Below are 24504 nucleotides of genomic sequence, written 5' to 3' on the forward strand. Positions count from 1 at the left end.
AATTATTAAATCTATAAAACAAAAAAACTTTCTTTACAGGCGTAAAGAAAGTGAAATTGACAGTATTTATATATTCATTAAATAGCAATGTCTTTCCCACTTCCCTACGCTGGCATTAACCAGATCAGGTACTAAGAGTCTCAAAAATTCATTTGATCTCAGCCTATAATAGGCCCCCCTAGTGGATAAATATTTAGTTGTCGTATTGTAATCATCATAGCATACTTCGTGGAACTATCAAAAGTTTTAATTGTACAATTATCTTAAAAACCTTCTTCTTTCCTTACTTTTAATGAAGTTTCAATTATCATATCTAATAGTTTACTATAATTAATTCCAGCCGCATCCGCACTTTTCGGCAGTAAACTTGATTGTGTCATTCCAGGTAATGTATTTACCTCCATTACATATGGAATTCCGTCCTTCACCATCATATCAACCCTTGCATAAACACTACATTTTAATGCTTTATAACAAGCCAATGACGCTTTATTTACACGTTCCTTAATTTCTGCTGGTAGTTCGATAACTTCCTCAACTGTACTAGTATCATCATATTTTGCATTGTAGTCAAAGAACTCGGCTGCATGTCGAATTGAAACTATAGGTAACTGTTTTCCATCAAAAATTGAACATGTAATTTCGTCACCTTTTATATACTTCTCAATTACTACTTCAGAATCCCATTCGAATACAGTTTCTAGCATTGAGATCAATTCATTTTTATTGTAGACGATTTTTACCCCGACACTCGATCCGCCAGAGTTTGGTTTTACCACTAATGGAAATCCTAACTTATCTAACTCTTCAAGATTTAGATCCTCCATTTTTGTAAGTTCAATCCAATCTGGTGTTTCTACACCTTCATAACGTAAAATCTTTTTCGAAATATTTTTGTCCATACATATACTGCTAGATAACATATTGCTTCCGCTATAAGGAATCCCTAAACTCTCCAGTGTTCCTTGAACTGTCCCATCTTCTCCGTATTTTCCATGTAATGCGAGCAGCGCAAAGTCAATGTCTTTCGCTTTTTCAATTAAATCCATTTTTTCATTTAATGTAATTGGAACTATTTCATACTTATTTTTATCTAAATGGGAAATCATTTCATTCCCCGTCATAATTGAAACTTGTTTTTCAGACGATACTCCGCCCATAATAACACCAATTTTCATTTTCTCAACTCCAAATTTCATTTTTTAATGTATCACCAATTATTTTAATTCCCCGAACTATTTCTTCTTCTTTCAAGCGTGAAAATCCTAATCGGAAAGTGTTCGCTCCTTCTCCATCAGAGTAAAAAACATCTCCAGGTGAAAACGTAACTCCTTCCTCATAACACTTTTGTAAAAGTGTGCGGGCATTAATATGCTCTTCTAGCTCTATAAATAAATGAAATCCACCATCTCCAGTCATTCTTTTGAAAGGAATGTACTGATTACATGCCCCGACAGCTAATTCATATTTTTTCTTATAAACAGATCTTGCTTTTTTTAAATATTTTTCAAAATATCCTTCATGTAAATATTGAAACAGTACAGCTTGATCTAGCGTAGAAGTGTGAATCGTTCTTGCTCTTTTTACACTTTCTAAATAATGTATCAGTTCTTTATCTGCAATGATCCAACCTACACGTAAACCAGGGAAAAGTACCTTTGAAAAGCTACTAATATAAATCACATTATTACCGGCCCCAGCAAAAGTTAATAATGGCGCTAAATGTGAACCTGAATAACGTAATTCCTCATTAAATCCGTCCTCTATAATAGGAATCTTATATTTTGAAAATAATCTCATCAATTCCGTTCTTTTCTCTGAACTCGTAACAATACCGGTTGGATTATGATAAGAAGGAATCAAATACGCAAAATCAAAATCTTTTTCACGTAAACTTTTTTCTACTTCATTCGTATCAATACCATCATCATTCATATTAATCCCATGAACTTCAAGTCCATGTAAGCGAAAAAGCTTCAGTGCAGCATGGTGAGTTGGATTCTCACAAATAACACGCCCTGATTTCTTCGATAACGAAGATAGTACAATATCTAATCCTTCTGTAAATCCATTTGTAATTAGAATATCTTTGTTCGAAATATCTACACCTTTCATTTCCATGTAATGTAGTAAATAATTCATTAACGGTCTATAACCTTTTGCATATCCGTAGTTCAATACGATATCCCCTTCAATGGACATGCGAGTAAGAAAAGCTCTTTTGAAATTTTCAACATCAAATAGCTTTTCATCCGGGGCTATACTATTAAAAACAATCATTCCTTTTTCCCAGCGAACACCATGTTTCATTAAATCTAATTCATCCGCTAATGTGGTAACTGTATTAAGTTTATTTTTCCAATCTATTTCAACAGACGAGGTGTTACTTATATCCACCTTCGCAACAAAATTTCCTTTTCCTTTAACTGCATAAATTAATCCTTCTTGTTCTAAATCTGCATAAGCAGCGAGTACTGTATTTCTGCTCACAGATAGTAATTCACTCAGTTCCCTTGTTGATGGGATTTTTTGGTTCCCTAACAAATGCCCTTTCATAATCATCTTTTTCAAATAATCCTTTAGTTGAATATAAACGGGACGATCTTTTACAACTTTAAAATCCTTAAACAATTCCTTACCCCCTGCAATTATTTTTGCATATTTATTTCATTCTCAAAAGGTCCACTACATATGTATTTTTTATTAATAGCGGTACGGTCTTACAAATCTTTACGATATAAGTTAATTACATCTTTTAAAGCTGCAGCAGCAGCTCCGCGTGGATTAGAGGCCCCACCTATTGTAGTAACTTGACCCATTGAATCTGTAAAAAATGTAATTCCTTTTTCTGTCCCATTTACTTTTGCTAACGGATGTTCTTTATCTATTTCATCCGGTTCAACATTAAGGTTCAAATTACCATCCTCATTTTTATACGCTGATGCAATTAATTTAATCACTTTATTTTCTTCCTTAGCATTTCGAATTTGTTGTTTTGTAACGTTCTCTATACCTTTTACATGTATATCTGTAAGCGAATTCTCTACTCCCATTAAACTGTTTGTCAAAAGTAACAATTTACACGCACTATCCGAACCACTTATATCTAATGTTGAGTTCGTCTCAGCAATCCCTTTATTTTGCGCTTCTTGTAAAGCCTCTTCAAATGCCATATCTGCTTCATACATTTTTGTAAGAATATAATTAGTTGTTCCATTTAATATTCCTTCTATTTTTTCAATATTGCAGCCAGCTAAGCTAAATTGTCCAATATCTAATGTCGGTAGAGCCGCGGCAGTTGCCCCACTATATCGAATGCGTACATTCGCCATTCTTGCTGCTTCATTTATTTCTCTCCAGTTTGTAACAAGGGCACCTTTTGAAATTGCTACTATATCCATCTGTTTCTCAATCGCTTGTTTTATATATTGTTTTCCTGGATTTCCATCTTTAAGGTTTGTAACTGTTGATTCTATCAATACATTACCACTTATGCTATTTGTTGCACGTTCCTTCGGATGATGTTCTATATATTTTTCAATTGCCGCACTACCGCTACCATACATTAATAAATGCTGAATAGATAATCCTTCCTCATTATGTATTGCAACATTTCTACCTAATACGCCGCTTACCACTAAATCTATTCCATATGTTTCATTTATATATAAATATTTTTCATTTAATAATTTTATAAACTCTCTTCCTACTGTCCCATATCCTGATAATACAACTTGAATTTTCATAATATCCCCCCATATCTTTCTACCAAAACCCTCTTTCAATATAATATAAAGCGCCCCCGAATTCCATCGAGAGCGCTTTATTATTACCTATTTCGGTAAACGTGATAACTTTTCTGCAATTGTTCTATAAAACTCTTGAATATTAGAAAAACCTAACGTGTCTGAAACGCTAAGTCCTACCATATCGAGATGGTCCCAATTTTCTTTCGTTTCAATATGATTCCATTTTCCAATCTGTAAAGACTCATTATTATTAACAGCAGTATTAGACGAAGGCGCAATCATAGAATTTGTATTTACTACACCGTCATTTTGCCACCAAGAAGTATCTATTAATGGTCGATTCTCTTCATACCTTACATAGGAACCTAAGAAAAATGCATTACCCATTAACACTTTGTTCATCGTAATATGAGGTAGTTGTAAACCTGTTATAGGTGCTGCTTGTGATGCATGTCCACTATACGATAAGTAATACACATCCGGTTGCGTCTTTACCCAATTATTTAACTCCTTTGCTCCATCAGTACTTAAATCCCATTGACTAATATCTTTTGTATTTCTCCAAATTGAACTATTTAGAATACGATCACTATATTGGAAAAAGGACTCTCCAGCATTCTTTTTTATACCCCATTGATCCAATTTAAAGTCATATAAAGATAAATTATTGTTTCCTCCTAAACTTGCAGCTGTAATGAGTAAATCTTTAACGAACGGCAACAGAAGACTTCCATCCGCAAGTGTTGTACCGTTGTGAGGAGTTGCTAAAGTGGTAACACTATGAACATATGATTTTCCACCCTCAAATAGCGGTGATATATTTGCGTTCGGATGATTTTTCACATGATTTTTTTCTTCAAAACTTCCTTCTTTTAATAGCTGTACTAATGTTCTCGTCGTTTGTCCTCCCATGCTATGTCCAACTAAATGAACTTTATTTATTTCACTCCAATCCGGCGCAAAGCCACTATAAGTTCTACCAAAACGATTATGTCCATGTTTCTCAGCATGCGCGGCACCGTAGTCTACTGTTCCGCCGTTAATTTGTGCATACAATTCACATGCCCGGTCCCAGTTACTAGAAACAGGCCCAACAGCAGCAGTATGTACTGTATAACCATTTCGTTTCAAATCTTCCTGTATATCATGAACACCACCCCAATATTTTACCCCTAGCATTTCTTCCCTACCCCATCCAGCAAATCCATTCACTAAAATGATAGGATAATTATTTTGTTGTCTCTCTTCAGCGTAAGTTGTTTTCGCTGCGAATGAACAAACAGTCACTAATGTGAAAAAACATACTTTTAAAAATAACTTCCCCATACTTTCTCCCCCTAATTAAACGCTTTCATTTTTCTGTGAAAAAGATTGACACAATCAGTTTTTAACTTAAACATAATGTAAAGTATTTTATATACGTTGTATATATAGACAACATACACAAATGTTGATAAATATTAATTCAAGTAAACATTTTCTTTTTACAATACAACTTGTAAATCTGATTATTTAAATTTATAATTAAACATAGTTTCCTCATGTTTATGGATTTAAAAATCATAAGAAAACTAATTTCATTGCTTGAAAAGGTGGAAAGAAAGCATGCAAATCGGATCAAACATTCATACATTAGCTAAACCTACTAAAATAACTCCATCTAATCTTGAGCATAATACTATCTCTTCTACTAAACTTGAAGGTAAGAAAGCAAATGATCCTATCAAGTTCGATATTCGTTCATCTGAAAAAGATATGAAACAGCCTGAGCATAAATTTAATGAATTAGATTTATGGAAGATGTTGAAAGATAAAGGTGTTCCTTTATGGATCATACTTGAAATGCTACAAAAATCCCGTAAAGAAAAAGAAGCTCAAAATAATTCGGTTCAAAATCCAATTGCGATTGAAGAAACGAGCGAAACTCGATTAAATGAAGTAATGTAATCTAAATGGCCTATAACTAAAAAGAGTTCAAGATTGATAAAGTTTTTATCAATCTTGAACTCTTTTTTAAGATTTTTCTCCAATAGTTACAAACTGAACTGATACTTTTCCATTCAAACCTTTCAATAGATTTCTTACTTTTATATTTTCATTAATCAATGTATTATCTGTCGACATTTTAGGTTCTTCATCACCTAAAGACTTTTTCAGATGTAGCAGTTGCATATTCGTTTCATTTGCTTTTATTTCTTTATACACACTATTTTTCGCCACAATTATATACCATAGTGCTCCATAGTTACGTTTATTACCAAGCCAAGCGTCACTATCATATTTAACTGGTATCTCTTTTCCTTCTATTTCAATACTTTTTATATTCTTTTCTTCTTCATTTATAAATAATAGTGAGCTTTCTTTTGGAAAATTCGGTAACGTATCTAACGGTTTAAAAAAGGATACATGATCACTTTTACGAAAAACCTTTGCTTTAATCATCGCTTGTGCAGTAGATTCATTTAATATTAGTACCTTCCCTTTTTCAAATCTACCTGTTTTCACTGGGAAAATTTCATGTTCTTTCGTATTTTCCTTATAACGATTCATAATTGTTGAAGTATAATTCTCATCTCCAATGATTAATACACCGTTAGCTGGAAATAATTCTTCATTTTTAGCACATGCACTTAAACTTATTAAAATTAATATACTTAATATAAAAATAGATAGTGTTTTTTTCATTACAGTTCCTTTCATAACTCACATTGTTTTTTTACATGCTTTTCTGCAATGTTACTTGCTGATATTCTCTACTGTGCCATAGTTTTATAAAGCTTTTGTAGGTAACGCCAACGAGTGATAAAGAAGTATAAAACTTGTATACATATAAATGAAATTAAAATAACGATAGAGCTATTTATTATAGAAAAATCGACTAATTGTTGTAATGCCATATAGGCGACTACAGTATGAATCACTGCAACGATAATCGGTAAGAAGAACATTAATAATAACTGTCTCGTTACAACTTTTTTCAATTCTCGTTTACTTAATCCCATTTTCGAAATCATTTTATATTGCTGTTGATCGCGATCCAAATCAGTATATAATCGGAAATAGATAAAACTAGCAGCAAAGGTAAAGAAAACAATTCCAACTAAAATACTGACCATAAGCAATAATCCATTTGTTTGCTTTGCACTCAACAAATCTATTGTTAGAGCCCGAAATTCAAAATTCCTTTCTCTAGTATCTTTATCGAATATACTAATTAATTGGTTTGAAATCTCTTTCGTTTTTATCCAATCGTCTACAACAAACCCATAAGTTCGATTTGGAGCACCTATATTCTCTGAGTCACTACTATAAGGAATTCCATCATACACATGATCTTGAACAGCAATATAAATACTTTTAGTATCATGTGGTAAAACTAAATTATCTACAGCTTTTTTCACACGAAATGTCTTTGTCCAATTTTTATAAATGACTTCAATATTCTTTTTATAATCACCATTTTTAAATTCTTGTTTTTGCGATACGACTCCAGGGATTAATAAAATTTCATCTTCTTTTTCAATCGTTTCTTGTTTATACCCAAGTGCCCTCGCAAGTTCGTTATATTCACTTAGCTTCATTATATATACATTGCTTTCTGTATATATATATGAAGATGAAGCCATTCGATACGGAATATTAGCATCAGAAAGATGTTTTTTTATAATAGAGAGATTTTTCTCTACCTCTTTGTCTTTTTCAAAACTTTCATACAAAAATGTATACGGATTTGTCATCCTTACCAAATCCTTATTTCCAAGAGCAGCTGTTGTACCAATTGCTGTAAATGCAACTGCTGAAATAATAGATACTATAAAAAACATTACTGCGTTATCTTTCATCCGATAAATTAATTCTGAAAATGTTAATATATTTGTTCTCTTTAAAAAGAAAGATTCACTCCTTTTAACAAGATGTAATATATAAACGCTACACTGCGTAAATAAAAAGTACGTTCCTATAATTACTAGAAGTACACCCATTCCGAGCGTAATAAAATTAGTACTTGGGATAAAACGAAATACTGAAATATACCCATATCCTATACTAATTAAAGAAAGAAGCGATAATAAAATTGACGATTTCGGTTCAGGCTTTGGCTTTTCCTCTGCATGAATAAGTTCCACAAGTTCCGTCACTTTTATCATTTTAAAAGTAACAAGCGAAACAATTAAAAATAATAAAAGAAATGTGATGACTGTTAATAATACAGCTTGCACTGGTATATAAAAAGGTAAGCCATTACTAATCATTAATACACTTGCACTTATCAATAAAACTAATTTAGAAAATATGAGTCCGATGAGAATACCTATACAAATCGAGCCAACTCCAATCAACATATTTTCAATTAACAATAATTTTTTAAGTTGTCTCATTGACATACCTTGCATCATTAATATGCCGAATTCTTTCTTACGCGTTTTTAAAAATGAACTGACAGAATATAAAATAAAGAAAAATGAAAATACAAAAATCAAGCCTTGCGAAACTGTAAATCCCAATGTACCAAATGCACTTATTGTTGCACTTGTCGATTTTAACTCACCCTGTAAATCAGGATGAAATAATAAAAGTGCATACGTAAAGAAAATCATAATAGAAAATGCACTACTTAAAAAATGAGCAGCATATGTACGCTTATTTCGAAGAATATTATTAAATGCGAACTGACGAAAAGTCATGCCTTTTCCCTCCTAACAAAGAAAGGACATCCATAATCTTTTGATAAAAATTTTGCCTGCTTTCACCACAATAAATTTCGTTATATAATTGACCATCTTTTATAAATATAACTCTGCTGCAAAAACTCGCTGCATACGGATCATGTGTAACTAACATCATCGTTGCTTTTTCTTCTTTATTAAGAGCATCTAGCATCTCCATTACATCACTTGAAGATTTAGAATCCAAGTTCCCTGTTGGCTCATCTGCAAGTAATAATTGCGGCTTATGAACGATAGCACGAGCGATTGCTGTTCTTTGAGCTTGTCCTCCTGATATTTCAAACGTTCTTTTACTCAATATATCTGTAATGTTTAATTTCTCTGCAATTTCCTCCACTCGTTTGTTCATTTCTTGAACAGAAACACCATCTAAAGTCATCGGCAATACGATATTTTCTTTTACTGTAAGTGTGCTAAGTAAATTAAATGATTGAAAAACAAATCCTAATTTTTTTCTACGGAATAAAGCTAAATCTTCTGATGTCAACCTGAAAGGATTTGTACCATTTATTAATATTTCTCCCGATGTTGGAGAATCAATAGTAGATACCATATTTAATAACGTTGTTTTCCCACTTCCTGATGGCCCCATAATCCCTACAAATTCACCTTCTTGAATTGATAAATCAATATCTACCAATGCTTTAAAAGGTACTTTCCCTTTATATACTTTACTAATACTTTTTGCATGTAAAATTTCCATTTATATTCTCCCTTCATTTGCACTGCTCACTATAAAGTGTAAATGAATTGTCTTATAGCACATATTGATTCATCTTTCATTTATCTTACACGCTTGTAAGATTTCTAAAAAAACTGATAAAAAACCTATTTTCAAGCTATAATCGATGTATATCTATCTTATAATATTTATATAGTGGTATAAAATACATTACTGTATATTTCTAGTCACCGTGACAACTTGTATTCTTTATTTGCAACATGCAATATATTATAAAGATTAACTATACAACTTCAAAACGATGAATAACAACTTATAATTCACCAGTAAAATCAAAAAGTAAATAGCACGTAAAAAAGCTCAGAGTTTTAGCTCTAAGCTTTTTTAATGATTTCATTTTAATTCCTTTTACAGAGCAATATTTTTTATCCATTCGGATTTACTCAATAGATAATGATTATATAGTTGATTTTCTATCGTCTGTTGACTCAAATAAGTAAACCCGCATTTTTCAATAACTTTATTTGATGGCACATTGTTAATTAAAGCAATTGCGTTAAGGACATCTACATTTGTATTTTTAAACAAATAATCAATTAACCCTTTAGTCGCTTTCGTGGCGTAACCATTATTTTGATACTCGCTTGAAATAGCATACATAATTTCTCTATTCGGTGATGGAAGTTCTTCTTTAATACCTGTACAGCACCATCCAATAAATTCATTGGTATCTTTTATAAATACTCCCAGTTTTAAAAAATGACTATCTATGTTTGATGAATTTGTAGCAGCATCAAGAAATACTTTATTTGCTGGTATTTCATAATTTGTAACCCAATCCATCCTTTGTTCTTTCGTTGATTTCCAGTCAGGCAAAAACTTTTCTATTTCCGGTTGATTCGATATTTTATAAATACTCTCCGCATCTTTGGTAGAAAACTCTTGTAAGTATATATCACCACAATCTAGTTTAAATAACTTAGTCGAACTCTCTTCTCCCATGCTAATCCCCCTTAATTACGTTTGAAATTGAAAATAATTATAGATACCTCCTAGCTAGAGGTACCCATAATTACATTAAAGCGCCTTAATCTGCTTCGTAAGTTCTATAAATCGTTCGTCAAGTTCTTTATATCCTTTATCCTTAGAAGTTAAAAAGCTTAATTTACCTAATACTTCTTGTCTCTCTGTTTCTAACGTTAAACGTAGCTCTTCAATGTCATCTCTTGTTTTAGTAGACTCTTCTAGCTGCTTTTGTATCGTGTTATTTGAAAACACTAATTTCGTGTTAGTTGTTTTCTCCAGAAAATATCGATCGTGAGAAACAATAATTAGTGTTCCATTATACTCAGCTAATGTATTTTCAAGCTGTTCACGTGAAGGCAGATCAAGATGATTCGTCGGCTCATCTAAAATGAGCACATCTTTTTCATCTAAAATATAAGACATTAACTTACATTTTACTCGTTCACCCATACTCATATGCTGAATAGGCTCTTTCCATTGAGAAGCTTGGAATCCTAAATGTTTCATTAAATTTTGGACTTTTCCTCTTTCTTCAAACGTCTCTTTAAAAAATAAATCTTCTGGTGTTTTATCAAGTGTTAAATCAAATACTTCTTGTGTTAAATAACCGATGTTTGCAGATGGTGAAATCCATATTTCTCCTTGAGCAGTTTCTGTTTCCATAATCATCTTCAATAATGTTGTTTTTCCGCTACCGTTTGGTCCAATAATCGCAACCTTCTCACCGTGCTGAATTGTAAAATTAACGTTTTCAAATAATGTTCGTCCATTAAATTCTTTCCTCAATTGTTTCACTTCTAAAAAGCGTTTTCCTACTTTTTTACTCGCTTGAATAGAGAACTCAACTGAATACTCTTCTTTCACACGTTCTACTTTCGTTTTCTCCAGCTCTTTTTCGAGACGTTTTCGTTTTGACTTAACTTGCGCATCCATTCGCTTCGCTTTTACACGATAAAACTCTTTAACTCCTTCTTGTTTTGTAGACTGTGCATGTGCCTTTTTTGACCATGAACTTAATTCTTTTATATGTGTTTCTGCTTGTTCAATCTTTTTTTGCTGTTTTTCATATTCACGCTGCTGCGTCATTCTTTTTTGCTCACGTGCTTTCATATAACTCGTATAATTACCGCTATGCTCAATTAATTTTCCATCCTCAATTGACCATATTTTTGTTGCGACAACATCTAAAAAATATCGATCATGCGATACAACTATAACAGTACCTTTCATATTTTTTATTTGTTTAATGAGAAATTCCGTACTCATCTCATCTAAATGATTTGTCGGTTCGTCTAATATTAAGACATTAGGATTTTCGGCAAACCCTTTTGCTAATCGAACTTTCAGCTTTTCACCACCACTTAAGGTTAGAAAATCGTTCGTTGGAACGCCCCATTTTGCAAGGAGTTCTGCTTCTTTTGCAATCACATCATTACTAATAAAAGATTCTATTTCTTGTTCAACATATGCGGTTGTCATATTCATTTGCTGCCATTCAACAATTCCTTTTGATGGCTCAATCTTCCCATTGATTAATTGAAGTAACGTTGATTTACCGGCACCATTTTTACCAATTAATCCGATAACATCTCCTTGTTTTACTGTAACATTCATTTTCTCTAACAAAGTATTTTCCATTATTTCAACATAAACATCATTTAATTTTAAAAGTTCTTTCATATTACCGATCCCCTTTATTAAGGGAGAACAAAAAAATCCTCCCAAAGTAATTTGGCAGGATTAGTCGTTAACATATTTGTACCCAAATAAGCTATTACGCAAAATAAATAGCAATACCGTTGAATGGAATTGGGCAGACTAATCCTATTTTTTATAAATTGAAATTTATTTAATTTCAACATTTAAAAATAAGATTAGTTAATCATCGTCCACCCATCATTCCTTTCCGTCGTTAGTAACCATATTGTACCATAATAGTACTTTATGAGTAAATGCAATTATATGTGCTGTTAAAAAGATTGCTTTCTTTTAGGTCTATTTATCCCGCTATTTACGGACAGTAAGACTCCCACCTCAAAATTCGGCGGGAGATAGTTGCTTGTAAATGCCCTCCTTTATCATTTCTGCACTTCATATCAATTAAGCACAAACAACATTTGGTGTAACACTGGCTTTAGATTCCCCTACCAGTAAACTTCTAAGCACTTCCTCTTATATAATTTTTATATAAATTTATGAGCAATTATATATTATACATATTACATTTCGGTTCTTATAATAAAGATAGCATTTTTAAGGGGGGATTCTACAATGGAATTTAGCAAACTAGGAAACAGTGGATTAACAGTAAGCAAAATTGCATATGGGAACTGGATAAACCATGGCGGAAAAGTAGATGAGGATACTGCAAATGATTGCGTGAAAGCCGCACTAGATGTCGGTATTACAACGTTCGATACTGCTGATGTTTATTCGGACACTTTAGCCGAGGAAGTGCTTGGCCGGGCTTTGCAAGGTGTACGAAGAGAAAGTATAGAACTATGTACAAAAGTATGCCATCCGACTGGACCTGGAAAAAATGATCGTGGCTTATCAAGAAAACATATTTTAGAAAATTGTAATGCATCTTTACACAGGTTACAGACAGACTACATCGATGTCTATTATGCACATAGATTTGATAATACAACTCCTCTTGAGGAAACAATGTTAGCTTTCGCTGATCTTGTAAGACAAGGTAAAGTCCTTTATATCGGTGTAAGTGAGTGGACATCAGAACAAATCACCCGCGGTGCAGCACTTGCACGAGAATTGAAAATTCCACTTATCGCTAGCCAACCTCAATATTCGATGTTGTGGCGAGTTATTGAAACCGATGTGATACCAACATGTCAACGTGAGGGGCTTGGTCAAATCGTATGGTCCCCCCTTGCACAAGGTATTCTCACAGGAAAATATCAACCTGGTAAACCAATACCGACTCAATCACGTGCTAACTCCGATGCTGGTAAACCATTTTTCCACAAACTCGTGCAACGTTGGATGAGTGATGATGTACTCACTGCAATTCAGAAACTTAATCCCATCGCTCAAGAAACCAATCTTACCCTATCTCAACTCGCAGTTGCTTGGGTGCTACAAAATCCAGCTGTTTCATCTGCTATTATCGGCGCCTCAAATCCGGAGCAAATAAGAGAAAACGTAATTGCTTCTAGTGTTAAATTGCAACCAGAAATTATGGATCAGATTGATAATGTACTAAAAGGTTTCGTTGAGTACGATCCGAGCAAAACAGGTTGAAACATCAGTGAATTGCTAAATAAAAAACACAACTCTGACTTTAAAATAAAAATAGAAATCTTCCTTTCCAACTTCTAAAAGCCCATCCCATCAAGATGGGCTTTTAGAAGTCGTATAAACCTCTCTAACAACTGTTAAGAAGTTCTCTAACACTACAGATTTTTCATCTAGTCTCCATCCAGCATATAAATTTATTTTCGGTGTATTTTCTTGAATTTCTTTATATATGACTCCCGATTTTTTATAACTTTCCACTGATGATGGAACGACAGAAATCCCCATTCCTGCTGCAACTAAATTCACAATCGTTTGCATTTGAATCGCTTCTTGAACAATATTTAAACTTACTCCATGTTCCCAAAAATAACTAATAATTAAATCGTAAAAGTTTGTACCGAAATGACGAGGAAATAAAATAAATGGTTCATCAACTAATAATTCGATTGAAATGTTAGGCAACGAAACTAAAGGGTGATCTTGATGCAAAACCAATTTTAAACACTCCTCAGAACAAACTTCGGAAGATAATATTTCATTATTCTGCTTGGAACGAATAAATCCAATATGAATTTGTTTTTCATAGAGTGCTTTTATTTGCTGGTCTGTTGTCATCTCGCGTAATATGAGCTGTATTTTAGGAAAACGTTCTCGAAATTTTTTTAATATATTTATAACGGTTTCTGTAGAATCGACAAAACCAATTATTAAATGTCCTATCTTCCCTTCATCCGCAAGCTGTGTTTCTTTAATAGTTCTATCTACTTGAAGCAACGTTTGCCGCGCGCCTTCTAAAAATATTTTCCCTGCACTGGTTAGTTCAACCATTCTTTTTGTTCGATGAAAAAGTTGAACTCCTAATTCTTCTTCTAGTTTACGAATTTCCTGACTTAAAGGTGGTTGCGCCATCCTAAGCCGTTCTGCTGCACGACTAAAGTTTAATTCTTCTGCCACCGTTATGAAATATCTCATTTTTCGAATATCTATTTTAATTCACTCCTTTCATTAACAAGTAATAAAAGACTCTCTTTTATCTTTAACGGTATCGCTTTGCTTCTCTTATGTAAATAATCTTTCATTCTGGAAATTTATCAATGGTACAAAATAAGGCTAAAAAACTTTAAATATAAGTTTTTTAGCCTTATTCGCTTTTACACATTACAAAATTTAATTCGTACAACGGTACCTTTACCAACTTTTGAATGGACTTCTACACTATGTCCTAATTGTTTCGTAATTTCATATACAAGATATAGCCCCATTCCAGTTGATTCTTTAAAATCTCTACCGTTTTCTCCTGTAAAGAAAGGTTTAAATACTCTTGGCAAATCTTGCTTCGGTATCCCTACGCCACTATCAATAATTTCAAGTACAACTGTATTACCTTCCTTACATGCTTTCACTTTAATCTTTTCTCTACTACCTGATGAATATTTAATCGCATTCGATATAATTTGTCCAATTAAAAATTGTAACCATTTCGCATCACTTTCTACAGTAATACCCTTATCAATTTCAAGCACTGGATATACAAAATTCCGAATAAAGAAGCGTTTATGTTCATGCACGGAATCATTTACTATTTTATGTAGTTGTACTCTTTCTACATAAAAATCTTGTGTAAATGCTTCTAAACGCGCGACATACAAAGCCATCTCTAACCCCTTTTTCAACCGATCTGTTTCCTCATTAATACTTTCAAAACGTGCATCCACTTCATCCTGTGTAATTAATTCTATTACAGATAAAGGTGTTTTCATTTGATGAATCCACTGATTCATAAAGGTTAAATGATCATTATTTTTTCTTTCTTGTAATTGCAGCTGATTTTGATAATGGCGATATTGCACCTCGAGCAGCTCTTGGAGAGCAGTAGACAAAACTGCATAATCAGATTTTTGAACAGATTCATCCAATGATTGCATTGGGTTTGCTAAACGCTCATAAAAAGAACGATGTGTAAAATAACGAAATAATAAATAACTTACCATAAATATAACACCTAAAAACATTGCATATAATGCCGTTGAAATATGATTATGCCCATCAAACCAATAAACTAGGAATATGGATAGCAGTTGGATCGCTGTAAAACAAATAAGTGGTATATGATCACGTATAAACAGCCTTATCATTTTTCCATACCAGTATCCCAAGTAATATGTAATCTATATCCAACACTACGAATTGTTTCAATTGCTCCTTCAATATGTAACGTTTTTAATTTTTTACGCACCCGTGTTGTATTTACACTTAATGTATTATCATCAACATAGGATTCACTATCCCATAATTTATTTAATAGCACTTCTCTACTCACAACACGTGGATAATTTTTCATTAGTGTCTCTAATAAAATAGCTTCGTTTCTCGTTATATCAATCTCTTGATTACGCAGCTTTAATACAAGTCTTTCAGGATATAAACAAAGACTTTGTTGCTCAACCATTCGTTCTTCTAGTTTCGGTGCATAATCTCCGTAAGCACGTCTTAAATGGCTACGAATTTTCGCCACCACAACTTCATAATGGAAAGGCTTCGGAATAAAATCATCGCCACCATTTTCTAACGCCATAACTTGATCCATCGTGCCTTCACGAGCCGAAATAAATAAAATCGGACATGTGGAAACCGCACGAATTTGACGACACCAATAGTACCCATCAAAACTCGGTAAATTAATATCTAATAAAACTAACTCTGGTTGTTCTTCTAAAAATATGTCTAACACATTTTGAAAATCTGATACAATAATTCCTTCGTAACCGTATTTCGCAACATGTGTTGATAATAACTCTGCAATTTTCATATCATCTTCTACAATCATAATTTTAACCATTTGTTAACTCCTTTTCGATCCACAATCTCAAATATACTTATATAAATAAATACTACCTCTTTTCACAAAATCCGTAAAATAGAAAAAGAATACTTTTTCTTATTTAATATGAAATTCACTTAGAGAAAATCCTAACTACTCCACATATTCCCTTCCTAGTTCCATCCGCGCCGTTTTTAGTGGATCCACAACTTGACAAACTTGTGAACTACCCTCCACTTAGTATCTCTTACGAGCTTACTTGAAGTGGGGGCTTCTCGGTTCATCGTTACTTTTGATAGCTAACGAATTTGTCTTAAGACAGCCGAGCTAACTCCCTTGTTCCAAAGGTTATTTCTTACAATCTATATCAATGCTAATAATCGTATGGCTTCCTTTTTGATATTGATAGCTGCGTTATAGTCACGACTTAGTGTTAGTCCACACGAACACTCATACATGCGTTCAGATAATGAGATTTCTTTTCTGTTTCCACAACGACTACACATCTTTGTAGAAGGAAACCATTTATCTATTTTTACAAGCTGTTTTCCTTGCTCTTGTAGCTTATATGCTAAAAATGTCGTGAACATCCTCCAACCGTTATCCGCTACACTCTTACCAAAGCGAAGTGATCGTGACATTCCTTTCATATGTAAGTCCTCTATTGCTACAACGTCAAAATGAGTAGCCAATCCTTTCGATTTATGATGAAGGAAATTTTTACGTTGATTCGCGACCTTTTCATGCAACTTCGCTACACGGATCCGTTGTTTATTAAAGCGTGCTGAATCTTTCACACGTCTTGCTAATACTCGTTGCGCTTTTGCTAATCGGTCCAGCATCTGACGATAAAAGCGAGGATAATTGGCTTTCTCATCTTCACTACTCACGTATAATTCAGCCATTGCGAAGTCTAATCCAACTACACTTTCTACTTCTTTCTGAACAATTTCCTTTTCATATTCAGTTAAGACAGACACATAATACTTGCCAGTTGGTGTCATCGAAATCGTGCATGATTTGATGATATGGTTTTGCGGTATCTCTCTATGTTGTTTCAATCGCACTAATTTCAGTTTCGGTAATTTGATATAACCATGAAATAACATAATATTTCCGTTTACTCGATTCGTTGTATAGGATTTTCTACTCTTCCTACTTTTGAATGTAGGAAAATCACTTTGACCACTAAAAAAATTCTTATACGCAGTTTGCAAGTTTAATTGAGCGTTGGCCAATGCCAATGAATCGACTTCTTTCAACCATTCATACTCTGCTTTGTATTTCGCAGGAGTAGGAAATTTTTGTTTCTTTAGTTCTTCTTTATTCTCTTTGTACGTTTCGTATACTTCTTTCCGCTCAGCCAGCATCTTATTATACACAAAGCGTACACACCCGAACGTTTTACGTATCAAATAGGCTTGTTTTTCTGTTGGATACAGACGAAATTTGTACGCCTTATTATGCTTTGTCATATCCGTTCATCTCACTTTCCCATAAACATTTCTACTTTATCTATGGCGGTGATAACACTACATGATTATCTCATTTCATTGTCATACCAAACGTTACCTCTTATAAGACTGATTATAGCGGAGGCGAAATAAATAGGAAAACCAATTTTTTGGCTACGCCAAACCGCAATTCATCTCCCACCTACCGCTTTGCTATCGTCCTTCACACGCTTGAGGAAGGAGACTTCTTCCGGATAATGCGTTAAAATTAAAAGTTATTTTCAAATTACAAAAGCACTTAGCTCATTTTGAAACATACACTCTTTACTATAACAGGTAAAGAAAGGTGGTATTACAATGCCCCTTATTCCATACAACGAAAGTGACGTTGATTTACTAGCTCGTTTAATCCGTGCTGAAGCTGAGGGCGAAGGACGGCAAGGTGAACAACTTGTTGGCTGCGTTGTCGTAAATCGTGTGTTTTGTGATTGTTTAGATTTTAAAGAGCTTCGATCTGTGCGTGATGCAGTATATCAAAGCCCTGGCGGATTCGAAGCAGTTCAATACGGTTACTTTTATCAACGTGCCCGTGAATCAGAAAAAGAAATCGCAAGAAAAGTTTTACAAGGTGAATGGCGCTGGCCAGCACGATGGGCTCTTTGGTATTTTCGTCCAATTGGAGCTTGTCCACCCGAATGGTATAATCAGCCGTTTGCCGGGCAATTTAAAAGCCATTGCTTTTACGAACCAAGTGGTGATGAATGTCCAAAAATGTATTCAAGATAGTAAAAATTAAGCAACGCAAGTACTTATTCTATTGAGTACTTGCGTTGCTTTTAACTATATTTTAGAAATCTAATAATGTGACGAATTTTCTGGCGCCTACCACATGTATTAATAACGGTATACGTGGACCACTTGATTGATTCATAATGAGCCTATATATAATGGTAAATAATTGTTTTTGATTTTCTTTCATTATTTTTTTATTTTCATGATGACAAATCGTATACAATTGCTCCATTAGTTTAGAATGATCGTTATTAGAACGAAGTATTTTACAAACTTCTACTAGCCATTTTTTCTGCCTTTCATCTAATGTGTTATAAAACTCCGTATTTTTCTCTTTATTTACGGCAATTAATTTTTTAGATTGAAAGTTTCTTATCCAATACTCAGCACGATTACTTATCGCTATCATTTCAGGTAATCCATAGCTCCTATCTATTTTCTCTAATATATCTTGTAAAATAGATGAATCAAAATTTAATAACGGTAAAGTTCCTGCTACTTGATTAAACTTTGGATATTCTTTAAATCGGCTATCAAATCTAGAAAGTTTAATTGCATCAAATAAATCTTCATTTTTGAGTGTTTTATTTTCATAACTATCCTTCAATCTCTCATACTCTGTATAATTGCGAATCACATCTTCATCAAGTCCAATATGAAATGCTGCATCAGGCTTATATTTTGCAAACATAAAAAGAATTACTTCTGGTACATACACTTTTAATAAGTCGCTAGGTGTAATACTATTCCCTGAAGAACTGGACATTTTTTCATGATGCCCTTTAATTCCAATGAAATCATACGCAACGTATTGAGGGGCTTCACAATTGAATATTTTCCGTGCAATTTCTTTTGATACATTATAACTACCAGTTTCCGATGAATGATCTCTTCCGCCCGGTTCGAAAATAACATCCTCTATCATCCATCTCATCGGCCAATCGATTTTCCAATTCAGTTTCATTTGACTTGTATTTAATACGGATAATTTATTTTGATTTCCACATTCACAGTCATACCGAACTGTTTTTAATACTTCATCAAAATGTGTAATTGTTGTTGCATCTTTCCCGCAGCTCTCGCAATATAACGTAACGGGATAAAAGTTTTCTCTATCTTCTTCTCGGTGTACCCCTGTTTTAAAATCCATTAAAATATCATATATTTCTTTCCTTTTATACAAAGCCTCTAATATGTTTACGTTATACCTTCCGCTTCTATATTCAGCATGTTGATATATGAATTCCACTTCAATCCCAAATGCTTGGAGCGATTTCTCAAACTCTTTTTCAAAATGATCCGCATATGAGTTATGACACCCATGCGGATCAGGGATATTACAGTACGGCATACCAATGTATCTTCCAAAAGATGGATCAATATTTTTAGGAACTTTTCTAAACCTGTCATAATCATCCCATGAAAAGATGAAACGAGTCTTTTTCCCTAAATTTTGCAGAGCCTTTACAACGAAATAAGTCGTTACTATTTCACGGAAGTTCCCAATATGAACAGAACCAGATGGACTAATTCCAGCTGCACAAACAAAAGTTTCTTTGTTTGGATGTTTTCTAATTAATTCATGTGCTACTTCATACGCCCAATGCATATGCCACTCACCTCAATTGTAATTTTGTTTTCACATTTTCAGTTTTATACAACAAAAAAACTCCCACCCCCAAGATTATTCATCTTGAGGACGAGAGTTATTAGCTTCGCGGTACCACCTCAGTTTGTTAATACGTCACCATATTAACCTTTTCAGGTACGGCAAAATATGCTTATACCCTATCTCTATAACGGGAGAACCCGTCGCACCATCCCTAAACAAATTAGTTCCTTGCGCAGCTCCAAGTCTTTTTTCATTAAGATGTATACCGCTCTTTCTCAGCTACCAGAGCTCTCTGTACGTATTCTTTCTTAACTACTCTTCTCTTCAATGCCATTTTAAATATTGATTTTTACATATGATAATTTATTGTGCATTTATTGTCAAATTTTTCTGAACAGAAATTAATAACACATTTTTTCCCTATCTAAAAAATATATTATTCCTTCAAGTTGAATGTTGTGACTACACCATCACAATATAATGTCACTTTCGGTTTCTCTTTAAATCACTTATAATTTTCACTCCCTTCATATACTCGCAATACATTTTCACATAAAACATCATATACTTCTTCCTCCTCATAGTTACATGAGAAGTCCTTCGTTTTTTCACAGTACATCTTTTTTATTCCAATCCAGCAAAAGGTTTACCTCCATTTTCATCGAACTTTATATATATCTTTAATAAATTGAGGTGAAACATTTTGCTTAGAAATATTGAATTAGTCGTAGATGCAAAGGCAAGTTTAGGTGAAGGCCCTTGCTGGGATGAGAAAAGACAAATATTATATTGGGTTGATATTATGGAGAAGAAATTATGCCTCTACAATCCTGCTAGTAATATGAACCGAGTGATTACTCTCGACCAGCAAATCGGTTGTGTCGTTCCATATCTAGATGATGTAGTACTTTTAGCTCTAGAAAAAGGGTTTTATTCTTTTAATCTAAATACAGAAGAGCTTACACATATTTTTGATCCTGAACCACATTTAATAGAAAATCGTTTTAATGACGGGAAATGCGATCCGGCTGGCCGCTTTTGGGCAGGCACTACTGACTTATATGGTATAAGTGGCGCCGGTTCCTTGTATTCTTTAAATAATAATCTCCAAGTAGAGAAAAAGGTATCACATGTAAATACATCAAACGGCATAGCATGGTCTCCTGACGATACATACCTTTATTTTATTGATACACCTACAAAAAAAGTAGTCCGTTTTCATGATGATATACATACTAGTGTAATTAGCAATCCAACAGATGTTATCATCTTCCCTGAAAATGAAGGTATACCCGATGGCATGACAATTGATGTAGAAGGTTGTTTATGGATTGCACATTGGGGAGGCTCGAAGATTACTAGATGGAATCCCTTTACTGGAAAACAAATTTTAAGTATTCCGATTCCTGCTTTATATGTAACGTCGTGTACATTTGGAGGACCTAATTTGACCGATTTATACATCACAACAGCCAGAACAAGAATGACGGATGAGGAATTAAAACAGTACCCACATGCTGGTGGTATATTTCGAATTCAAACAAACGTTAAAGGTTGTCCAACATATTCATTTCGCTGTGAAAACATTGGAGCTGAAACACTATGACCAGAATCGATTACATAAGACAAGAAGAGAAAAAATATCATGATTTATGCTATGAACAATACAAATTATTCGAAGCAGGATCATGGCTTTATAAACCTGTTAAAACAGTTATGGACTTGATGGATTATTTTGAGGGACAGAACTACCTGCAAGTACTCGACCTTGGCTCTGGTGTTGGTAGAAACAGTATTCCGATTGCACGAAAAATCCTGAATGCTGGCGGTACTGTTACTTGTGTTGATCTACTTGATTCGGCTTTAACGAAGTTACAAGTTTATAGCAAAGAACATGGTGTAATTGAATACATAAAAACAGAACAATCAGCAATTGAAAACTACTATATTGCTCCTAATACTTATGACTACATCGTTGCAGTATCAAGTTTAGAACATGTCAGATCAATAGACGATTTAAAAAAAGTGCTTCACTCTATGAAAAATGGGACAAAAATTGGCGGTATCAATTGTTTAATAGTTAACTCTAACATTCAAGAAATAGATTTAGAAACAGGAGAAGAATTAGATGCTTTAATTGAAATTAACCTTTCTACGGAAGAAATGATACGTACACTAAAAGGCGTTTATAACGAATGGCAAGAAGTAAAAGTTGAAATGAAAAATTTAGCGTATGATATTGTACGAAACGGTAAACACATTCAATTAAATACGAATGCGATTACTTTTGTCGTGCAAAAATTGTAGTTTATATGAGTGGTGACAATTTTTATTTTTTATAGTCACCACTCGTATATTTATGTAAAGATTATTCCATCGTAATTACAATTTTCCCTCTAACATGCTGACTTTCACTCAAAATATGAGCTTCTCTAACTCCTTTTTCATTAAACGGAACAATTTTACTAATGATTGGTTTAATTTTTTCAGCTTGGATCAAACTAGTTAATTCGTCTAATTGCTTCCCGCTTGGTTTCAACCATAAAAACCCTGATTTTATGCCCTTTACTTCATGAAGTGGTTCATGAACGATAGAAACTAGAACACCACCAGATTTAATAATTTGAAAACTTTTTTCTTGTACTTCTCCGCCGATTGTATCTAACACAATATCATAATCTGATAGTAGCTCTTCAAATTTATCTTTTTTATAATCAATAACAAGGTCAGCCCCTAAACACTTTAAAAACTCTTCATTTTTACTACTTGCAGTTGTTGCGACAAAAGCCCCAAATGATTTCGCGATTTGAATTGCAAAACTTCCTACTCCGCCCGCTCCAGCATGAATGAATACTCGGTCATTTTCTTTTATTTGTGCATAATCTACAAGGCTTTGCCAAGCTGTAAGTCCTGCAAGAGGTATAGATGCTGCTTCTTCAAAACTAATATTATTTGGCATATGTGCTACTAAATCTGATTTTACTGTAATGTATTCAGCATAAGAGCCTTTCCCTATATTTTCGGGTTTTGTAAATACTTTATCACCTATTTTGAAATGATCCACACCTTCTCCAACTTCTTCAATTACTCCAGCAACATCTAAACCTAATATAATTGGAAATGAAAATTGCAGCTTTTCTTGTAAGTCTCCCTTTCTTATTTTCCAATCAACAGGATTGACAGATATTGCATGTATGCGTATTAATACTTCATTACATTTAACAACCGGCTTTGGAACTTGTCTTTCTTGTAATTCTCCAACACTACCATATTGATTAATAACAATTGCTTTCATTTCCTCTCCTCCTTGTTGTTTATTTTAATAACTTATAATTATTTTTCAAAATATTTTGTTTTGAATGAAAATAATTATATTTGGAGGTGATATTTATGCTACTCTACTAATTAAGTAAGATGAATATAAAACTTTCACCTTACTTTAATACACTCTAATTTAAGGTTAAGAAACTCCCCAAGTTATATTTTCTTTATTTGTTAATGAACTTTAAATGAAATGGAGAGAAAACTATGAAAGAGAAGATTTTCAAAGTAAACGGTATTGATATATGTACAGAAAGCTTTGGCAACCCTAATAACCCAGCAATTTTATTAATTATGGGAGCTACGTGTTCAATGGTTTATTGGGATGAAGAATTTTGTGAAAGGTTGGCTAGCACAGGAAGATTTGTCATTCGCTATGATAACCGTGATGTTGGGCGCTCTGTTACATATGAGCCTGGGACTTCCAATTACACTGTAGCAGACATGGCTGAAGATGCAATCGGGGTACTCGATGCGTATCATATTGACAAGGCACACCTTTTTGGCATGTCATTAGGAGGTATGATTGCTCAAATTGCTGCAGTACAGCACCCTGAAAGAGTATTGACATTAACATTACTAGCAACAAGCATTATTGGATCTGATAACAATACTCGTGATTTGCCTCCAATGGATGAAAGAATTTTGACACATCATGCTAATGGTGCAAATTTAGATTGGACGAATCAAGATGTTGTAGCGCAATATTTAGTTACAGGATCACGTCTACTCTGTGGATCAAAGCGTATATTCGATGAAGAAAGGGCTTACAAACAAGTAAGGCAAGAAATAGAGCGAGCTGACAATCTACTAAGTATGTTTAATCACGCTCTTCTTACAGGTGATGATTCTTATGAAGGTATACTTAAATCGATACAATTACCTGCTTTAGTAATTCACGGTACGGACGATACAGCTTTACCACTTGAACATGGACTCGCACTTACCGATGAAATTCCGAATTCAAAGCTATTAACCCTTGAAGGTACAGGGCATGAGAATCATTACGATGACTGGGATAAAATTATAAATGCAGTTTTAGAACATACTTGCGAAATATAA

The 24504-nt window shown here is 33.5% G+C and carries 21 protein-coding genes, 1 pseudogene, 1 riboswitch and 1 other annotated feature; of the genes and pseudogenes, 6 read left to right on the forward strand and 16 right to left on the reverse strand.

The genetic code is table 11. The annotated features are described in order from the left end of the window. Positions 1-84 precede the first annotated feature (84 nt). Positions 85-190, reverse strand: a riboswitch (TPP riboswitch). Positions 191-263: 73 nt separating this feature from the next. The 4 genes from ddlB to BWGOE10_RS13115 all read right to left on the reverse strand — a co-directional run bounded on the left by ddlB (position 264) and on the right by BWGOE10_RS13115 (position 5075). Beyond that, positions 264-1178 (reverse strand): D-alanine--D-alanine ligase, encoded by a 915-nt coding sequence (ddlB, locus tag BWGOE10_RS13100; RefSeq protein WP_070143716.1) that lies wholly within the window; start codon positions 1176-1178, stop codon positions 264-266. A 4-nt stretch (positions 1179-1182) separates the two neighbouring features. Further along, entirely contained in the window at positions 1183-2631 is a 1449-nt protein-coding gene (locus BWGOE10_RS13105) for a PLP-dependent aminotransferase family protein (protein WP_070143214.1), read from the reverse strand. A gap of 89 nt (positions 2632-2720) precedes the next feature. Next, complete coding sequence (locus BWGOE10_RS13110) at positions 2721-3746, reverse strand: homoserine dehydrogenase (protein ID WP_070143216.1); 1026 nt, start codon at positions 3744-3746, stop codon at positions 2721-2723. A gap of 87 nt (positions 3747-3833) precedes the next feature. Beyond that, positions 3834-5075: an esterase/lipase family protein gene (locus BWGOE10_RS13115; protein WP_070143217.1), complete on the reverse strand. Its 1242-nt coding sequence runs from the start codon at positions 5073-5075 to the stop codon at positions 3834-3836. Between the two features lie 279 nt (positions 5076-5354). Here BWGOE10_RS13115 and BWGOE10_RS13120 point away from each other — a divergent pair, with 279 nt between their 5' ends. Continuing rightward, the gene (locus tag BWGOE10_RS13120; RefSeq protein ID WP_070143219.1) at positions 5355-5696 is read left to right on the forward strand and encodes a DUF3914 domain-containing protein; all 342 of its coding nucleotides are present in this window, start codon (positions 5355-5357) and stop codon (positions 5694-5696) included. 66 nt (positions 5697-5762) lie between these two features. On the opposite strand, the gene BWGOE10_RS13125 is transcribed toward BWGOE10_RS13120, so the two are convergent. From BWGOE10_RS13125 to abc-f, 5 genes are all read right to left on the reverse strand, one after another. Then, positions 5763-6434, reverse strand: a complete 672-nt coding sequence (locus tag BWGOE10_RS13125; RefSeq protein ID WP_070143221.1) for a lipoprotein BA_5634 family protein — start codon at positions 6432-6434, stop codon at positions 5763-5765. Positions 6435-6502: 68 nt separating this feature from the next. Then, entirely contained in the window at positions 6503-8434 is a 1932-nt protein-coding gene (locus BWGOE10_RS13130) for an FtsX-like permease family protein (protein WP_070143223.1), read from the reverse strand. Next, positions 8409-9179, reverse strand: coding sequence for an ABC transporter ATP-binding protein (locus BWGOE10_RS13135; RefSeq protein ID WP_070143225.1), 771 nt, complete (start codon positions 9177-9179; stop codon positions 8409-8411). The genes BWGOE10_RS13130 and BWGOE10_RS13135 overlap by 26 nt, the downstream gene beginning before the upstream one ends. 387 nt (positions 9180-9566) lie before the next feature. Continuing rightward, positions 9567-10160, reverse strand: a complete 594-nt coding sequence (locus BWGOE10_RS13140; RefSeq protein ID WP_070143227.1) for a GNAT family N-acetyltransferase — start codon at positions 10158-10160, stop codon at positions 9567-9569. A gap of 75 nt (positions 10161-10235) precedes the next feature. Beyond that, positions 10236-11864 (reverse strand): ribosomal protection-like ABC-F family protein, encoded by a 1629-nt coding sequence (abc-f, locus tag BWGOE10_RS13145; RefSeq protein ID WP_070143228.1) that lies wholly within the window; start codon positions 11862-11864, stop codon positions 10236-10238. A gap of 591 nt (positions 11865-12455) precedes the next feature. Here abc-f and BWGOE10_RS13150 point away from each other — a divergent pair. Next, on the forward strand, positions 12456-13445 hold the full coding sequence (locus BWGOE10_RS13150) for an aldo/keto reductase family protein (RefSeq protein WP_070143230.1): 990 nt from the start codon (positions 12456-12458) through the stop codon (positions 13443-13445). Positions 13446-13535: 90 nt separating this feature from the next. On the opposite strand, the gene BWGOE10_RS13155 is transcribed toward BWGOE10_RS13150, so the two are convergent. The 5 genes and pseudogenes from BWGOE10_RS13155 to BWGOE10_RS13170 all read right to left on the reverse strand — a co-directional run bounded on the left by BWGOE10_RS13155 (position 13536) and on the right by BWGOE10_RS13170 (position 17738). Next, positions 13536-14429: a LysR substrate-binding domain-containing protein gene (locus BWGOE10_RS13155; RefSeq protein WP_070143233.1), complete on the reverse strand. Its 894-nt coding sequence runs from the start codon at positions 14427-14429 to the stop codon at positions 13536-13538. Between the two features lie 164 nt (positions 14430-14593). Then, positions 14594-15577 (reverse strand): sensor histidine kinase, encoded by a 984-nt coding sequence (locus BWGOE10_RS13160; RefSeq protein ID WP_070143235.1) that lies wholly within the window; start codon positions 15575-15577, stop codon positions 14594-14596. Next, positions 15574-16281, reverse strand: coding sequence for a response regulator transcription factor (locus tag BWGOE10_RS13165; protein ID WP_070143236.1), 708 nt, complete (start codon positions 16279-16281; stop codon positions 15574-15576). The genes BWGOE10_RS13160 and BWGOE10_RS13165 overlap by 4 nt, the downstream gene beginning before the upstream one ends. A 135-nt stretch (positions 16282-16416) precedes the next feature. Continuing rightward, positions 16417-16494: pseudogene (locus BWGOE10_RS31530) on the reverse strand (DNA-binding response regulator); the annotation flags it as partial. Positions 16495-16625: 131 nt separating this feature from the next. Next, positions 16626-17738 (reverse strand): RNA-guided endonuclease TnpB family protein, encoded by a 1113-nt coding sequence (locus BWGOE10_RS13170; protein WP_070143238.1) that lies wholly within the window; start codon positions 17736-17738, stop codon positions 16626-16628. A gap of 336 nt (positions 17739-18074) precedes the next feature. Here BWGOE10_RS13170 and BWGOE10_RS13175 point away from each other — a divergent pair, with 336 nt between their 5' ends. Then, positions 18075-18503 carry a cell wall hydrolase gene (locus BWGOE10_RS13175; RefSeq protein ID WP_070143240.1) on the forward strand — a complete coding sequence of 143 codons (429 nt, stop codon included), beginning with the start codon at positions 18075-18077 and terminating at the stop codon, positions 18501-18503. A gap of 61 nt (positions 18504-18564) precedes the next feature. On the opposite strand, the gene lysS is transcribed toward BWGOE10_RS13175, so the two are convergent. Beyond that, complete coding sequence (lysS, locus tag BWGOE10_RS13180) at positions 18565-20118, reverse strand: lysine--tRNA ligase (protein WP_070143243.1); 1554 nt, start codon at positions 20116-20118, stop codon at positions 18565-18567. 83 nt (positions 20119-20201) lie between these two features. Beyond that, positions 20202-20458, reverse strand: a binding site (T-box leader). Between the two features lie 366 nt (positions 20459-20824). Here lysS and BWGOE10_RS13185 point away from each other — a divergent pair. Then, a complete protein-coding gene (locus BWGOE10_RS13185) occupies positions 20825-21727 on the forward strand; it encodes an SMP-30/gluconolactonase/LRE family protein (protein ID WP_070143245.1) in 903 nt (300 codons plus the stop codon). After that, positions 21724-22428, forward strand: coding sequence for a class I SAM-dependent methyltransferase (locus tag BWGOE10_RS13190; protein ID WP_070143247.1), 705 nt, complete (start codon positions 21724-21726; stop codon positions 22426-22428). Before BWGOE10_RS13185 ends, BWGOE10_RS13190 begins: the two co-directional genes overlap by 4 nt. Positions 22429-22489: 61 nt before the next feature. Here BWGOE10_RS13190 and BWGOE10_RS13195 read toward each other — a convergent pair whose 3' ends face one another. Then, positions 22490-23416, reverse strand: coding sequence for an NADP-dependent oxidoreductase (locus BWGOE10_RS13195; protein ID WP_070143249.1), 927 nt, complete (start codon positions 23414-23416; stop codon positions 22490-22492). 233 nt (positions 23417-23649) lie between these two features. On the opposite strand from BWGOE10_RS13195, the gene BWGOE10_RS13200 reads away from it, so the two are divergent. After that, entirely contained in the window at positions 23650-24504 is an 855-nt protein-coding gene (locus BWGOE10_RS13200; protein WP_070143251.1) for an alpha/beta fold hydrolase, read from the forward strand.

It is taken from the genome of Bacillus mycoides, from assembly GCF_001757995.1.
Lineage (GTDB): Bacteria > Bacillota > Bacilli > Bacillales > Bacillaceae_G > Bacillus_A > Bacillus_A mycoides_B.